At 71.9% G+C, this 14,295-nt stretch carries 16 protein-coding genes; 6 read left to right on the top strand and 10 right to left on the bottom strand.

The window, feature by feature from the left end; all coding sequences use genetic code 11:
- Positions 1-20 precede the first annotated feature (20 nt).
- Together ABZ016_RS11615 and ABZ016_RS11610 are read right to left on the bottom strand one after the other, a co-directional pair.
- Positions 21-413, bottom strand: coding sequence for a VOC family protein (locus ABZ016_RS11615; RefSeq protein ID WP_356916371.1), 393 nt, complete (start codon positions 411-413; stop codon positions 21-23).
- Positions 414-427: 14 nt separating this feature from the next.
- A complete protein-coding gene (locus ABZ016_RS11610; protein WP_356916370.1) occupies positions 428-799 on the bottom strand; it encodes a VOC family protein in 372 nt (123 codons plus the stop codon).
- 116 nt (positions 800-915) lie between these two features.
- On the opposite strand from ABZ016_RS11610, the gene ABZ016_RS11605 reads away from it, so the two are divergent.
- Positions 916-1,419: a CGNR zinc finger domain-containing protein gene (locus ABZ016_RS11605; protein ID WP_356916369.1), complete on the top strand. Its 504-nt coding sequence runs from the start codon at positions 916-918 to the stop codon at positions 1,417-1,419.
- A 19-nt stretch (positions 1,420-1,438) separates the two neighbouring features.
- On the opposite strand, the gene ABZ016_RS11600 is transcribed toward ABZ016_RS11605, so the two are convergent.
- From ABZ016_RS11600 to ABZ016_RS11575, 6 genes are all read right to left on the bottom strand, one after another.
- Positions 1,439-2,182 carry a cupredoxin family copper-binding protein gene (locus ABZ016_RS11600; protein ID WP_356916368.1) on the bottom strand — a complete coding sequence of 248 codons (744 nt, stop codon included), beginning with the start codon at positions 2,180-2,182 and terminating at the stop codon, positions 1,439-1,441.
- A complete protein-coding gene (locus ABZ016_RS11595) occupies positions 2,179-2,676 on the bottom strand; it encodes a hypothetical protein (RefSeq protein WP_356916367.1) in 498 nt (165 codons plus the stop codon). Before ABZ016_RS11595 ends, ABZ016_RS11600 begins: the two co-directional genes overlap by 4 nt.
- A gap of 119 nt (positions 2,677-2,795) precedes the next feature.
- Positions 2,796-3,800, bottom strand: a complete 1,005-nt coding sequence (locus ABZ016_RS11590; protein WP_356916366.1) for a cupredoxin family copper-binding protein — start codon at positions 3,798-3,800, stop codon at positions 2,796-2,798.
- 27 nt (positions 3,801-3,827) lie between these two features.
- On the bottom strand, positions 3,828-5,159 hold the full coding sequence (locus ABZ016_RS11585) for a copper resistance protein CopC (protein WP_356916365.1): 1,332 nt from the start codon (positions 5,157-5,159) through the stop codon (positions 3,828-3,830).
- Positions 5,156-5,785, bottom strand: coding sequence for a hypothetical protein (locus ABZ016_RS11580; RefSeq protein WP_356916364.1), 630 nt, complete (start codon positions 5,783-5,785; stop codon positions 5,156-5,158). The genes ABZ016_RS11585 and ABZ016_RS11580 overlap by 4 nt, the downstream gene beginning before the upstream one ends.
- 431 nt (positions 5,786-6,216) lie before the next feature.
- Positions 6,217-7,560, bottom strand: coding sequence for a UDP-glucose/GDP-mannose dehydrogenase family protein (locus tag ABZ016_RS11575; protein WP_356916363.1), 1,344 nt, complete (start codon positions 7,558-7,560; stop codon positions 6,217-6,219).
- A gap of 187 nt (positions 7,561-7,747) precedes the next feature.
- On the opposite strand from ABZ016_RS11575, the gene ABZ016_RS11570 reads away from it, so the two are divergent.
- Positions 7,748-8,905 (top strand): acyl-CoA dehydrogenase family protein, encoded by a 1,158-nt coding sequence (locus tag ABZ016_RS11570; RefSeq protein WP_356916362.1) that lies wholly within the window; start codon positions 7,748-7,750, stop codon positions 8,903-8,905.
- Positions 8,906-9,098: 193 nt separating this feature from the next.
- Entirely contained in the window at positions 9,099-9,464 is a 366-nt protein-coding gene (locus ABZ016_RS11565; protein ID WP_356916361.1) for a four-helix bundle copper-binding protein, read from the top strand.
- A gap of 75 nt (positions 9,465-9,539) precedes the next feature.
- Here the strand turns inward: ABZ016_RS11565 and ABZ016_RS11560 are convergent, their stop codons facing one another.
- On the bottom strand, positions 9,540-10,844 hold the full coding sequence (locus tag ABZ016_RS11560; protein WP_356916360.1) for an LCP family protein: 1,305 nt from the start codon (positions 10,842-10,844) through the stop codon (positions 9,540-9,542).
- A gap of 119 nt (positions 10,845-10,963) precedes the next feature.
- Between ABZ016_RS11560 and ABZ016_RS11555 the strand changes: the two genes are divergently transcribed.
- A complete protein-coding gene (locus ABZ016_RS11555; RefSeq protein WP_356916359.1) occupies positions 10,964-11,521 on the top strand; it encodes an acyl-CoA thioesterase in 558 nt (185 codons plus the stop codon).
- Positions 11,522-11,533: 12 nt separating this feature from the next.
- On the opposite strand, the gene ABZ016_RS11550 is transcribed toward ABZ016_RS11555, so the two are convergent.
- Positions 11,534-12,895 carry an LCP family protein gene (locus ABZ016_RS11550; protein ID WP_356916578.1) on the bottom strand — a complete coding sequence of 454 codons (1,362 nt, stop codon included), beginning with the start codon at positions 12,893-12,895 and terminating at the stop codon, positions 11,534-11,536.
- Between ABZ016_RS11550 and ABZ016_RS11545 the strand changes: the two genes are divergently transcribed.
- On the top strand, positions 12,882-13,061 hold the full coding sequence (locus ABZ016_RS11545) for a hypothetical protein (protein WP_356916590.1): 180 nt from the start codon (positions 12,882-12,884) through the stop codon (positions 13,059-13,061). The genes ABZ016_RS11550 and ABZ016_RS11545 overlap by 14 nt on opposite strands.
- 96 nt (positions 13,062-13,157) lie before the next feature.
- The gene (locus ABZ016_RS11540; RefSeq protein ID WP_356916358.1) at positions 13,158-14,195 is read left to right on the top strand and encodes a glycosyltransferase family 2 protein; all 1,038 of its coding nucleotides are present in this window, start codon (positions 13,158-13,160) and stop codon (positions 14,193-14,195) included.
- The last annotated feature ends 100 nt before the right edge of the window (positions 14,196-14,295 follow it).

Raw genomic sequence — 14,295 nt, 5'->3', positions numbered from 1 at the left:
GACCGGCCCGCCCGGCCGGATCAGCCGTGCTCGATCCGGCACAGGCAGAACGGATGCCCCGCGGGGTCCGCGTAGACCCGGAAGTCCTTCTTCCCGTAGTCCTCCTTGTCCAGCACCCGCGCGCCCAGCGCCAGCACCCGCTCCTCGGCCGCGTCGATCTCCTCCCAGGTCGAGCCGCCGTCGAAGTCCAGGTGGAACTGCTGGGCGTTGCGGTCGGACCGGGGCCACTCCGGCGGGGTGAGGCCGGGCGAGCGCTGGAAGGCGAGCCGGGGGCCGCCGGGGATCCGCAGCACCACCCAGTCGGGATCGTCGTCCTCGGGGGTGCCGCCTCCGACCTGCGCGTAGAAGCGGGCCAGTTCGCGCGGATCGGGGCAGTCGACGACCACGGAACGGAAACGTGCCACTGCGGACATGGGGCCTCCAGACGTCATCCGGCGCAGAGGCAGAACGGGTGCCCGGCCGGGTCGGCATAAACCCGGAAGGTCCGACTCCGGTCCTCCGTGTCCAGCGGCTTCGCGCCGAGCGCCAGTACGCCCTTCTCGGCCGCGTCCAGGTCCTCCACGTCCAGGTCGAGGTGGAACTGCTGCGAGCCGTCGGCGGACGGCCACTGCGGTGCCACGTACCCGGGCGAGGCCTGGAAGGCCAGCGGTGTGCCGCCCGGCACCTTCAGGTCGACCCACTCGTCCTCCCCGTCGCTCGCCACCGCCGGGGTGCCGCCGAGCACCTCGGCGTAGAAAGCGGCCAGCGCGTGCGGGTCGGGGCAGTCCAGGACGACGACACCCAGCTTGGCGAGAGCCATGACTTCCTCCTCGAAGTCGCTGTTACCTTTAGATACGGGTAACCGGTAACCGTTACTGCATGCTCCCCCATAGGCGGTAACCTCGCAAGGGAATGCGCGAGAGGTACGGTCCAGCCATGACGGAGAGATCGCCCGCGCCCGGCGGCCTGGCCCTGGTCGAGGCCCTGGTGAACACGCTGGACATCGAGTCGGGCGCCGACTCGCTGGACACCGCGGAGGGCCGGGCGCGCTTCGCCATCACGCGGGACGAGGTGGAGGACGCCCGGGCCCTGCGTGAGTCCCTGCGCGTGGTCCTGCTCGCCCACGCGGGCCACCCGCCGCACCGCGAGGTGACCCCGCTGGGCGACCTGCTGGCCGGGGCGCCGCTGCTGGTGGCGGTCGACCGGCGCGACGGCTCGGCGGCCCTCGCCCCGGCCGACGAGAGCCCCCTGCTCTCCCGTGTCGCCGCCGCCGTCGCCGAGGCCCTGGTCGCCGGCACCTGGAGCAGGCTCAAGGCCTGCGAGGCCGCCGACTGCCTCTGGGCGTACTACGACCGCAGCCCGGCCGGCCGGGGCCGCTGGTGCTCGATGCAGGTGTGCGGGGCCCGGGCGAAGATGCGCCGCTACCGGGCGAAGGGCTGACCTGCTCGAAGGGGCTGGCCTACGCCTTCTCCTCCCCGGGTGACCGGGGCGCCCCGGGAGCCGATGCCCGCGAGCCGACCAGGAGCAGGCACAGCACCGCGACACCGGCGACGACGCCGGTCAGCATGAGCAGCGGGTCGAGTGGGCGGGTGGCTGAGGCCGCCGTCTGGGCCTGCGGCTGCTGTGCGGCCTGTGCGGCCGGGGACGACGGGGACGCCGGCGGTGACTGCCCCGCGGCCGCCGCGGAGGCGGTGGACGAGGCGGATGCGGTGGAGGACGGCGACGAGGACGGCATGCGCATCGTCGGCGTCCCGCCGCCCGGCGTGGTCCGGCTCGGCGCGGTCGGCCGGTGTCCCGAGGAGGAGCCGGTGTGCTCGTGTGCCGTCGGTGCCGCCGTCGTCGCCGGTGCCGCCGCTCGAACCGTGATCCCGGCCGTCATGTTCGGGTGGACGGTGCAGACGTAGCCGTACGACCCGGCCGTGGTGAACGTGAAGCTCCAGCTCTGCCCCTTGTCGAGCATCGGGGAGTGGATCGAGACCGGGCCCGAGGTGGTCTTCACGTCGTGCGGCGCCATGTCCTGGTTGGTCCAGGTCACCGTGGACCCGACCGGGACGCTCAGACGCGCGGGCGAGAAGGCGTATCCCCTCATCGTCACGCTGTACGAGGCTGCCGACGCCTGCCCGGCCGGCAGCAGCGGCAGGGCGAGGAGCGTGAGGACGGCGGACACGGCGGCACCCCGGGCCGTCCGCCGGGCCGCCCTCATGCGAACTCCGCCGCGACGAGCAGCCGCAGCCGGGTGGCCGGCCGGTGCCACGGCAGCCGGAACCCTGTGGCGCGGCGCAGCAGCCGGTACGGCAGCCGGGCGTGGCCGACGACCAGCAGCCGGTCGTCGGCCCGCTCGACCACCCGCAGCCGCATCAGGACGGGGAAGGCGGTGCCGTCCAGGTCGAGCTCGCCGGTGAGCTGGAGACGGCCGTGGACCTCGTCGACCTGCTCCGAGGTGAGCACGGCGCGGAGCCGGCGGTCGTCGAACGCGTAGCGGAACGAAGGGTTTTCGGCGTCCTCCGGCACGGTGAGGGACGCCTCGCCGAGCCTGACGCGGCGGCGCAGCACCGGCAGCGGTCCGCACCAGGCGGTGAGTTCGGTGAGCGAGCGGCCGGGGGCCACGGCGTACCGGCCGGGCAGCGGCAGCCGGCGGCCGGCGCCGTCGAGCGACGGTGGCGGGGGAGGGACGGTGGGCAGGGTGACGGTCGTCATCCCGGTCTCCTTGAAAGGCGGTTCCCGAAGCGTGGTGAGGGTGTGGAGAATGGAGCGGGCGCCGCTCCGGCCGGCTGAGCCCCGGCCGGAGCGGCGCCCTCCTGCTGTCGCGGACGGCGTCAGCAGTTGCTGGTGAGGAAGTCCGTCGTGGGCTTGAGCATCTGCCCGGCCCAGACCGTGTGCATCTTCACGTAGCTGTCCGGGTTGAGCAGATCGGTGACCTGCTGTCCGGGCGACTCCTCCAGGTGCGCCTTGTTGATGTGGTTCAGCAGCACACCGAGCGTGTCGTCGAGCACCGAGCCGCCGTCCGCGACAGCGGGCTTGAGGATGCTCTCGACCCACACCGTGTGCGTCTTGAGGTACGAGTCGAGCGCCAGCGCGTCCTGCACCTGCTGCCCCGGTGACCGCTCCAGGTGCGCCATGTAGAGGTGCTGGAGGATCGGAAGCAGCTCGTTCTGCACGCTGGCGCACTGCTTGTCGCTGCCGCCGTCCGAGCCGCCCGAGCCGGTGCCGCCCGTGGGGGCCGGGCCGGTGGTGGGTGCGGTGGTCGGTGCGTGCGTGGGGGCGGGACCGGCCGTGGGCGTGCCCGTGGGAGCCGCCGTCGGGGCGGGCGTCGACCCGCCGCCACCGCCACCGCCACCACCGCCGGCTTCGACGACCTTCACCGAGGCGGTCATGTCCGGGTGCACCGCGCAGTAGTACTCGTACGTCCCGGCCTTGGTGAAGGTGTACGACCAGGAGTCGCCCTTCTCCAGCGTCCCCGAGTCGAACTTCACCGGGGCCTTGGTGGTGGTGACCGTGTGCGGCACGCTGTCGTGGTTGGTCCACTGGACGGTCTGGCCGACCTCGACGACGAGCTCCTTCCCGTCGCCGAACTTGTTGCCCATGATGTCGACCTGGTAGTCGGCCTTGGCGGCGGCGGGCTGTGCCTCGGCGGCGGCCACAGGCGCCTGAGCCGCGCCCGTGACCTGCTCCGCGTCCGAACCGGAGACCGCGCTCAACAGCCCGAGACTGAGCACGGCGGCCAGCGCCGCACCGAGCCCGGCGACCAGCAGACCCCGGTTCCCGGCGGGCGGCCTGCGCCGCCCCTGACCGGTCTCGTCGCTCTCGTTCTCTCGTTTCACTTGTGCTCCTTGTGCTCTTTGGGGAGTTCAGCGGCCGGGGTCGGCCGTGACCAGCAGACTCGTCACGGCGAGCACGACGAGGACAAGCCCCGTCTCGGCCGCGACCGAGTAACCGAAGGGCCGCACGGTGGCGGCGTCGCCGCGCAGCAGCACGGCGAGATCGAGGCGGGTGCGCACCCACTGGCGGCTCGCGAGCGCGGCGAGCAGGACGGCCGCGAGCACGCCCGTCTTCAGCAGGAGGAGATGCCCGTACGAGGTGTGCAGCAGGGCGTCGTACGACCCCACCACCTGCCAGGCGAGGACCAGCCCGGCGCCGACGATCCCGGCGACACTCACCGCCGCGAGCCGCGAGTAACCCGGCACCACCACCGCCAGCTCACGGGCTCGCCGACGGGGCAGCACGGCCAGCGCGAGCACGGCCAGCCCGCCGATCCACAGCGAGGCGCCGAGCAGATGGACGAAGTCGGCGACGGCACCCCACGTGGGCTCGGCGCCCTCGGAGCTGTGGCCCGTCATGCCGGTCGTCCGCAGGAGCCCGAACGTCACCGCGAGGGCGCCCACCCGCCAGCCCGGGGAGCGGGAGGTGCCGGCCCCGCCCTGGAGCAGGGCGCCGAGCACCACGGCCGCCAGCACCCACACCAGCGCGCGGGCGGCGAGCACGACCCCGGGCTCGGTGGCCAGCAGATCGGCGTACGTCACCGGGCGCAGCGCGTCCCGCAGTCCGCCGAGCGTGCTGTAGGCGCCCTGGAGGCCGATGCTCGCGACGGTGGCCAGCAGCCCGGCCGTCCATGCGAGCACGAGCAGCGCCCGGGACCGCGGCTCGTCCGCGCCGCGCGGCCACAGCAGCACGACGAAGGCGAGACCGCCGACGAACAGGGCGAGCGCGAGATAGCCGGCCCAGCGGGCGGCGACCAGGGCCGTGTGCAGCGAGGGGGAGGGGGCGGGGACGGGGGCGGCCTCGTCGCCGCCCGCCTCGGCGGCCGGTGCGCCGATGGTGAAGGCGATCCGGCCGGAGGAGGCGTGCCCGTCCTCGGCGTCGACGACGGACCACGTGACGGCGAGCTTCCCGTGCTCCTCGGCGGGGAGCGCGACCCGCACGGCGTCGGCGCCGCCGCGCGGTGCACGGGACACCGGCAGCCGGTCGCCGCCCGCCGTCAGCACACGGATGTCGTCGAGGTCGACGGCCTCGTCGAAGGTGAGAGTGAGGTGGCCGGGTGCCTTCTTCAGGTCGGCCCCGTCCTTCGGGGAGGAGGAGACCAGCTCGGTGTGGGCGAAGGCGGCCTGGGGCGCTCCGGCCAGGGCGTAGAGGAGCGGGGTGAGCAGGAGCAGCAGCAGGGCGCGGCGGACGGTCGTGGTCACGGGGTCGCCTCCGGTCCGGGGGACGCGATGCCGCCGAGGAGGCTGCCGGCCGGGGCCAGGCCGACACAGGGGGAGGGCTGCGGCGAGGGCGTCTCGCCTGCGCCGTCGAGTAGCCCGAACACGGGCTCGGTGAGCCCGCCGAGGAGCGGTTGTACGAGGGTGACCTCGCCGTCCTCGCAGGTGTCGCCGTCGGCCGGGGCGGACCCCGACGGGGTGGGCGTGGGGGAGGGGGAGCCGGTGCCGGGGCCGGTGTCGGAGGGCGGGGAGGGCGTGTGGCCGGTATGGCCGGACCCGCCCGTGCCGCCGGTGCCGTATCCGGGGCCCGCGCCGATGCCGCCGATTCCGCCGTATCCGGGCAACGCGCCGTCGCCGACGGGCATCTGGCCCGCGCCGGTGCCCGGAGGCGGTACGCCGGGGCCGCCCGGCGCGGCCGGCGTGGGGTCCGCCGGCGCGGTGGCCGCGGGCGGTGCCGCGGGGGGAGCGGCGGTCTGCGTGCTGCCGGAGGCGGAGGGGGCACCGATGCCCGACGCGTAACCCAGCACGATGACCACGGCGCCGACGAGCGCGCCGGCCACCAACTCGTCGCGGTGATCCCGCGGCCACTCAGCCGGGGAGAACAAGGGCATGGGGCACTCCTGGCATGGTCGGGTCAAGCCAATGGAAGGTGTGGCGAATGACGACCAGTGGAGTGGAAGGGGGATTCCGCGCAACTACGCGTCGGTTAATCGATTGTTGCCGGGCCCTCTCTCCTGGTGGGCGAGCCTGTGAGAAGAGTCGATTCCGCGCGCTGCTCGAATAAAATTCGAACTCATATGGATGAGGTCGAGGGCGACGGCGTATGCCGAGGCCGGAGGGGGGGACCGCCCCCTTGGGGGACCTGCCCCGAGCCCGGCCCGGGCGCGCCCGGGCGCGACAGTGGAATGCGCACAGGAAATCCCCATGCTTCCGCTCGGTCCTTCACCGATCCCGCGAGAATTCCCGAATCCCCCGCAAAGCCGTCAGGAATTCACGGAACCCGGGCCGAATTCGAGGGACCGACCGCAACCCGGCCCTTGGCTCAGGCGGTCGGCCGCCCCATCGCCCGGTACGTCCAGCCGGCCTTGCGCCAGCGCTCCGGGTCGAGGGCGTTGCGGCCGTCGAGGACGACCCGGGCCGCCGCGACCTCGCCGAGGGCCTCGGTGTCCAGCTCGCGGAACTCCTGCCACTCCGTCAGATGCAGCACGATGTCGGCCCCGCGCACGGCCTCCAGCGCCGAGTCGGCATAGCCCAGCGTCGGGAAGACACGGCGGGCGTTGTCCATGCCCTTCGGGTCGTAGACCGTCACCTGGCCGCCCTGGAGGTGGATCTGCCCGGCGACGTTCAGCGCGGGGGAGTCCCGGACGTCGTCCGAGTCGGGCTTGAAGGTCGCGCCCAGCACCGCCACCCGCTTGCCCAGGAACGGCCCGCCGCCCAGCGCCTGCCGGGTCAGCTCCACCATCTGCCCGCGCTGGCGCATGTTGATGGAGTCGATCTCCCGCAGGAACGTCAGCGCCTGGTCCGCGCCCAGCTCGCCGGCCCGCGCCATGAACGCCCGGATGTCCTTCGGCAGACAGCCACCGCCGAAGCCGATCCCGGCCCGCAGGAACTTCCTCCCGATCCGGTCGTCGTAGCCGATGGCCTCCGCCAGCTTGGCGACGTCACCGCCCGCGGCCTCGCACACCTCCGCCATGGCGTTGATGAACGAGATCTTCGTGGCGAGGAAGGAGTTCGCGGAGGTCTTCACCAGCTCCGAGGTCGGGAAGTCCGTCACCACGAACGGCGACCCCTCGGCGATCGGCGTCGCGTACACCTCCCGCAGCAGCTTCTCGGCCCGCTCACTGCGCACACCCACCACGAGCCGGTCCGGGTGCAGCGTGTCGTCCACCGCGAAGCCCTCGCGCAGGAACTCCGGGTTCCAGGCCAGCTCGGCGTCCGCACCGGCGGGCGCGTGCGCGGCCAGGTAGGACGCCAGCCGGTCGGCGGAGCCGACGGGCACGGTCGACTTGCCGACCACCAGGGCCGGGCCGTGCAGATGCGGGGCGAGGGACGCTATCGCCGAGTCGACGTACGACATGTCACAGGCGTACTCGCCGTGCCGCTGCGGAGTGTTCACACAGACGAAGTGCACGTCCCCGAAGGCGCCGACCTCGGCCCAGTCCTGCGTGAAGCGCAGCCGGCCGCTGGAGCCCTCGATCCCGGCGACGTGCCGGCGCAGCAGGTCGTCGAGCCCCGGCTCGTACATCGGGGCCTCGCCGCGCTCCAGCTTCTCGATCTTCTCGGGCACGACGTCGAGGGCGAGCACCTCGAAACCCAGCTCGGCCATGGCCGCCGCGTGTGTCGCGCCGAGATAACCGGTGCCGATCACGGTGATCTTCAGGGCCATGGGTACTCCAGGGGTCTACGGCATGCGGTGCGCGCCCGAGCATAGCCGGGGCATGGGAGCGAGCTTCACGGGGCAACTTCCGGCTGTCGTCTAGGTCACGTATCACTCCCGGGGGCGACCCCATAAACTTTTGATTACTTAACGGTAGTTAGCGTCAGCATCGCAGCGTTTTGGAGCGTGAGAGACCTTGGCCGGATCGGCTGACTTCGACCTGTACCGCCCGTCCGAGGAGCACGACATGCTCCGTGACGCCGTCCGCTCGCTGGCCGAGGCGAAGATCGCGCCGTACGCCGCCGCCGTGGACGAGGAGGCCCGCTTCCCGCGCGAGGCCCACGACGCGCTGGTCGCGAACGACCTGCACGCCGTGCACGTACCCGAGGAGTTCGGCGGCTCGGGCGCCGACGCGCTGGCCACCGTCATAGTGATCGAGGAGGTCGCACGCGTCTGCGCCTCCTCCTCCCTGATCCCCGCGGTGAACAAGCTGGGCTCGCTGCCGGTGATCCTCTCCGGCTCCGAGGAGCTGAAGAAGAAGTACATGTCCCCGCTCGCCAAGGGCGACGGCATGTTCTCCTACTGCCTGTCCGAGCCGGACGCCGGCTCCGACGCCGCCGGCATGAAGACCAAGGCCGTGCGTGACGGCGACCACTGGATCCTCAACGGCGTGAAGCGCTGGATCACCAACGCCGGCGAGTCCGAGTACTACACGGTGATGGCCGTCACCGACCCCACCAAGCGCTCCAAGGGCATCTCCGCCTTCGTCGTCGAGAAGTCCGACGAGGGCGTCTCCTTCGGCGCCCCCGAGAAGAAGCTCGGCATCAAGGGCTCCCCGACCCGCGAGGTCTACCTCGACAACGTCCGCATCCCCGCCGACCGCATGATCGGCGAGGAGGGCACCGGCTTCGCCACGGCGATGAAGACCCTCGACCACACCCGCATCACCATCGCCGCCCAGGCCCTCGGCATCGCCCAGGGCGCGCTGGACTACGCCAAGGGCTACGTCCAGGAGCGCAAGCAGTTCGGCAAGCCGATCGCCGACTTCCAGGGCATCCAGTTCATGCTCGCCGACATGGCCATGAAGATCTCGGCCGCCCGCGCCCTGACCTACCAGGCCGCAGCCGCCTCCGAGCGCGGCGACGCCGACCTGACCTACCTGGGCGCCGCCGCCAAGTGCTTCGCCTCGGACGTCGCCATGGAGGCCACCACGGACGCCGTCCAGCTGCTCGGCGGGTACGGCTACACCCGTGACTACCCGGTGGAGCGCATGATGCGTGACGCCAAGATCACGCAGATATACGAAGGCACGAACCAGGTCCAGCGGATCGTCATGGCCCGCAACCTGCCGTAACGGCCGACTCCTTGCGCGATCGCCCTCCTGCCCGTCCGGCCAGGAGGGCGATCCGCGTTTCGCCGTGGTGTCCAACCCCGCGTCCGCCGAGCGGATTGATTCCTTCCGCCCCGTGGCGGACGGGACCGGGCAGGCGTAGGACGGAAGACACGGGGGCCGGCCCCGGCCCTCGCCGTCTCCCCGGGAGGAAGCCATGACCCAGCAGCCCGCCACCACGGCCCCGCTGAGCAAGGAGATGCAGGACTGCGTCCAGGCGTGCATGACCTGCCACGGCGTGTGCGAGGAGACCATGAGCTCCTGCCTGCAGATGGGCGGCCCGGCCCAGATGCAGATCATGCGTGCCGTCATGGACTGCGCCGAGATGACGCGTCTGTGCGCCGACATGATGATGCGCCGCTCGCCGCTGTCCGCCGACATGTGCGCGATGTGCGCCCGCGCCTGTGACATGTGTGCCGAGGCGTGTATGTCCATGCCGGACGACACCCAGATGATGCGCTGCGCCGAGGCGTGTCGCCGCTGCGCCGAGTCGTGCCGCTCGATGTCGGCCGCCACGATGTGAGCACCGGCTCACACCGACCGGCTCACGGCGAAGGGGGCACCCCACGGGGTGCCCCCTTTTTCCGGTGTCCGGTGCTCACTTGCCCGAGACGGTGACCGTGTCGTCGTTCTTCAGCTCGTTCACCAGGGTCTTCACCTTCGCGGAGTCCCACTGGAGGTTGCCGTTCGCGCTGTTGCCCGCGATCGGCATGTTCATCGACTTGCCCTCGCCGCCGCTGACACCCTTCATCGCCCAGAACATGTCGGCCAGGTCGAACAGGCCCATGTCCTTGTCGACCACGAGGGAGTCCAGGCCCGCGCCCATGGTCGGGTAGAGCTTGAAGGGGTTCAGGACCGTGCTCGGGGTGGCGACCTGGTTGGCGAGTGCCGAGAGGAACTTCTGCTGGTTCTTCGTACGGTCCAGGTCGGAGCCGGCGAGCGCGTAGCGGGTGCGGACGAAGGCGAGGGCCTGCTCGCCGTTGAGGGTCTGCTTGCCCTTCTTGAAGTCCGCGCCGGACTTGGTGTCCTTGATGTCCTGCGGGATGTCCATCTCGACCCCGCCGACCGCGTCCACGATGTTCGCGAAGCCGCCGAAGCCGATCTCCACGTAGTGGTCGATGTGCAGGCCCGTGTTGGACTCCACCGTGCGCACCAGCAGTTCCGGGCCGTCCTCGGCGTAGGCCGCGTTCAGCTTCGTCTGGCGGCCCGTGGCCGGGTAGAGCTTGCCGGAGTCGGAGCCCTTGTACGACGGGATCGTGACGTTCGAGTCACGCGGCAGCGAGATCAGCGTCGGGGCGCCGCCGCCGGTGTGCAGGATCATCATCGAGTCCGTGCGCTTGCCCTCGGCGGACCCGGTGTGCAGCTTCTTCTTCTCCTCGGCCGACATGCCCGCGCGGCTGTCGGAGCCGACGATCAGATAGTTGGTGCCCTCTCCCGCCTCCGGCCGGTCGATGACCTTCGAGAGGTCGACGTCGCGGTTGAGCTTGGAGTCGGCCCAGAAGTACGTGGCGACGCTCGTCACGACCAGCACCGTCACCAGCGTGATGACCGTCACCTTGATACGGCGGCGCCAGTTCGGCGCGGGGCGCGGCTCGTACATGCCGTCGCCCGGACCGCCGGGGCCTCTGCCGCCGGGGGAGCCGTAGACCTGGCCGGTGTTGTAGCCGCTGTCGTAGCCGCCCGACGGCGGCTCGGCGTATCCGCCGTCGACGTACGACGGCTGCTGCGGTACTCCGCCGGCGTACTGCGGGGCACCGCCGTAGCCGGCCTGCCCGGGCGACGCCGCCGGACCGCGGCGGACCTGCCGCATGACACGGGCGCTCTCGGGCTGCGAGCTCGAGCTGCCGCGTCCGTACCGGCCGCCGCGGTTGTCGCCGGACCATCCCTCGGGCCAATCATTCATGCGGCCCAGTGTGCAGGTCCCCGTAGTGCGCCATACAAGGGTCGTCGGAAAATCAGAGCACGGCTGTGGCGAAGCTGACACAAAACCCCCTCATGTCAGCTCGGCATAGGGTAGGGGCCATGACAGACCAGGCCTCAGCTGCGGATTCCGACACCTCGGACATTCCTGGCAAGGCGACATCAGCCTCCCGAACCACCCTCAGCCACATCATGACCCACAACGACACGAACCTTCTGGGGACGGTGCACGGCGGGGTGATCATGAAGCTGGTCGACGACGCGGCGGGGGCCGTGGCCGGGCGGCACTCCGGCGGGCCGGCCGTCACCGCCTCCATGGATGAGATGGCCTTCCTGGAGCCGGTCCGCGTCGGTGACCTCGTGCACGTCAAGGCGCAGGTCAACTGGACCGGCCGGACGTCCATGGAGGTCGGGGTCCGGGTCCTGGCCGAGCGCTGGAACGAGTCCGCCCCGCCCACCCAGGTCGGTTCCGCCTACCTCGTCTTCGCGGCCGTCGACGCCGACGGCAAGCCCCGCCGGGTCCCGCCGGTCGTCCCGGAGACCGAACGCGACAAGCGCCGCTACCAGGAGGCCCAGATCCGCCGCACCCACCGCCTGGCCCGCCGCCGCGCGATCATGGACCTGCGGGAGAAGCGGGCGGCGGAGGGGTACGAGGACTGACCCGCCGACGCGCTACGAGCACGCCACCTCGTCGCCCCGGACCACCCCGTCCCCGCCCTGCCCCGGATCCTCCGCCCGCACCGTGCGCACGCGTGCGAAGTCGGTGCCCGCGATGACCTTGAGGGTGGGGCCCAGGCCCGGGACCTGGCGGAGCTCGCTGCCCGGCAGGGCCGTCGCGAGGGACTTGGCCGAGCGGTCCCAGCGGGGGTCGTAGGCGACGACCGTGCGCTTCACATCGTCGGTGGCGTGAGTCACGGGGGTGCGGGTCGTGAGGAAGCCCGCCGCCGCGAGCGCCGCGTCCACCCGGCGGCCGAGGCCGGGCGTGCTCGTGCCGTTCTCCACCTGGACGTGGATCCGCTGCGGAGCGACCGGGACCAGCGGGACCGCGCCACGCGGCCGGTTCGGGGAGAGCGGCTGGTCCTGGCGCAGGGCGTGGAAGAGGCGCTCCGCCTTCACGGGGTCCCACTTCAGCGTCGAACCGACACCCTCCACCACGTACCCCACCCCCCCGACGGGGACGGTGGTGAACTCGGAGGAGGACGGGGAGAAGTTCCGCATGGCCCGGCCCAGGTCCAGCATCTCGTCCGTGCCGAAGCCCTTGTCGGCCCGCACCGAGCCGAGCACCGCCCGGGTCACGTCCCGGAACTTCATCGGGTTCAGCATGATCCCGGAGGAGGTGACCCGGTCCACGAGCGCCGCCATGAAACGCTGCTGGCGTCTCATCCGGCCCAGGTCGGAGGCTCCGTCGACATGCCGGGCCCGTACGTACTGCAGTGCCTGCCCGCCCTCCAGCGTGTGCTGCCCGGCCGGCAGGTCCAGGCCGGTGTAGCTGTCCTTCAGGGGGTCGGCGGTGCAGATCCGCACGCCCCCGACCACGTCGACGGTCTTCATGAAGCTGGTGAAGTCGACCTCCAGATAGTGGTCGATCTTCACCTTCGTCATGCTCTCGACCGTCCGCACGGTCAGCTGCGGCCCGCCCTCCGCGTACGCCGCGTTCAGCTTGACCGGATGCCCCCCGTGCCGTGCGCCCGTCGTACGGTCGACGTGCGGGGGCGTCACCGCGTACGAGTCGCGCGGCAGGCTGACCACGCTCGCCCGCTCCCGGTCCTCCGAGATGTGCACGATCATCATCGTGTCGGTGCAGTGGCAGGGTGCGCCGCCGAGCCGGTACTTCCGCCGCTCCTCGGCGCCGATCTTGTCGCGGCCGTCGGTGCCCACGAGCAGGACGTTCATGCCGTGGCCCGCCTCGGGCCGGTTCTTCATGTCCTTGAAGGGGTCGACCCGGACGATGTCCGCCTCCAGGCTGGTCATCACCGCGTGCCCGATACCGGCGGAGGCCAGGACCACCACGGACAGCGTGGTGACCACCCGCAGACCCCAGCGCGGCTTCCGGGCCCGTGCGGACGGCGCGGCCCTGCGCGCGGCCCTGCGCGGGGCACGGCCGGGGGAGGGCTGCGGGCGGCGCTGCGGGGCGGTGGTGGTCCGAGGGGATCGCGGCGGCGTGGGCAAGGGGATACCTCCGGACGGCGGCCGTACGTGAGATCCGTGACACCGTAGGCCGATACGATCTGCGGCCTGCGGTACCGCTCCGGCGGCGCGCATCGGTGTCCCCCGTTCGCGGTAACGTGAGCCCCCTATGAACGCCAATCCCGACGTGCGCCACCCCGCCGTTTCCGTGATCATGCCCGTCCTCGACGAGGAGCGGCATCTGCGGGGAGCAGTCCAAGCGATCCTCGCGCAGGAGTACGCCGGCGAGATGGAGGTCGTGATCGCCCTCGGTCCGTCCACGGACCGCACGGACGAGATCGCCGCCGAGCTCGTGGCAGAAGACGCGCGTGTCCACACCGTCCCGAACCCGACCGGTCGTACGCCGGCCGCCCTCAACGCCGCGATCAACGCCTCCCGGCACCCGATCGTCGTCCGCGTCGACGGGCACGGCATGCTCTCGCAGAACTACATCGCCACCGCCGTGCGGCTCCTGGAGGAGACCGGCGCGCAGAACGTCGGCGGCATCATGCACGCCGAGGGCGAGAACGACTGGGAGCACGCGGTCGCCGCCGCGATGACCTCGAAGATAGGGGTCGGCAACGCCGCCTTCCACACGGGTGGGCAGGCGGGCCCGGCCGACACCGTCTACCTGGGAGTGTTCCGGCGCGAGGCGCTGGAGCAGCAGGGCGGCTACAACGTGGAGTTCATCCGCGCCCAGGACTGGGAGCTGAACTTCCGCATCCGTGAGGCCGGCGGGCTGGTCTGGTTCTCGCCGGAGCTGCGGGTGTCGTACCGGCCGCGGCCGAGCGTGAAGGCGCTCGCCAAGCAGTACAAGGACTACGGCCGCTGGCGGCACGTCGTCGCCCGCTTCCACGAGGGCTCGATCAACCTGCGCTACCTCGCCCCGCCGGCCGCCGTGTGCGCGATCGCGGCCGGGGTCCTGGTGGGCGCGGTGCTGACGCCGTGGGGTTTCGTGGTGCCCGGTGGCTATCTCGCGGCGATCGTCCTCGGCTCGCTTCCGGCGGGCAAGGGGCTGCCGCTGAAGGCCCGGCTGCAGATCCCCGTGGCGCTGGCCACCATGCACATGTCGTGGGGCTGGGGCTTCCTGACCAGTCCGCGCGCGCTCGCCCGCAAGGTGATAGCGAGCCGCCGCCCGGCGGTCCGCGCGGACGCGGCCACCGGCTGACGCACGCCGCTCGTGTTTCCGGGCCCCTCCCCGTGCGGGAGGGGCCCGTTTCCGTGCGGGGAGGGCCCGTTCAGGTACGTTTCCAAGCGGGGCGGGCCCG

The organism is Streptomyces sp. NPDC006372, from assembly GCF_040612515.1.
GTDB lineage: Bacteria > Actinomycetota > Actinomycetes > Streptomycetales > Streptomycetaceae > Streptomyces.
The sequence above is the reverse complement of the archived record's forward strand: the minus strand, read 5'-3'. Positions and strand labels throughout refer to the sequence as shown.

Bases quoted from the DNA above. Each gene is read 5' to 3' on its own strand.
- ABZ016_RS11540 (WP_356916358.1), top strand. From the start codon at position 13,158: ATGAACGCCAATCCCGACGTGCGCCACCCCGCCGTTTCCGTGATCATG.
- ABZ016_RS11565 (WP_356916361.1), top strand. From the start codon at position 9,099: ATGACCCAGCAGCCCGCCACCACGGCCCCGCTGAGCAAGGAGATGCAG.
- ABZ016_RS11555 (WP_356916359.1), top strand. From the start codon at position 10,964: ATGACAGACCAGGCCTCAGCTGCGGATTCCGACACCTCGGACATTCCT.
- ABZ016_RS11600 (WP_356916368.1), bottom strand. From the start codon at position 2,182: ATGAGGGCGGCCCGGCGGACGGCCCGGGGTGCCGCCGTGTCCGCCGTC.
- ABZ016_RS11605 (WP_356916369.1), top strand. From the start codon at position 916: ATGACGGAGAGATCGCCCGCGCCCGGCGGCCTGGCCCTGGTCGAGGCC.
- ABZ016_RS11610 (WP_356916370.1), bottom strand. From the start codon at position 799: ATGGCTCTCGCCAAGCTGGGTGTCGTCGTCCTGGACTGCCCCGACCCG.
- ABZ016_RS11575 (WP_356916363.1), bottom strand. From the start codon at position 7,560: ATGGCCCTGAAGATCACCGTGATCGGCACCGGTTATCTCGGCGCGACA.
- ABZ016_RS11560 (WP_356916360.1), bottom strand. From the start codon at position 10,844: ATGAATGATTGGCCCGAGGGATGGTCCGGCGACAACCGCGGCGGCCGG.
- ABZ016_RS11595 (WP_356916367.1), bottom strand. From the start codon at position 2,676: ATGACGACCGTCACCCTGCCCACCGTCCCTCCCCCGCCACCGTCGCTC.
- ABZ016_RS11615 (WP_356916371.1), bottom strand. From the start codon at position 413: ATGTCCGCAGTGGCACGTTTCCGTTCCGTGGTCGTCGACTGCCCCGAT.
- ABZ016_RS11580 (WP_356916364.1), bottom strand. From the start codon at position 5,785: ATGCCCTTGTTCTCCCCGGCTGAGTGGCCGCGGGATCACCGCGACGAG.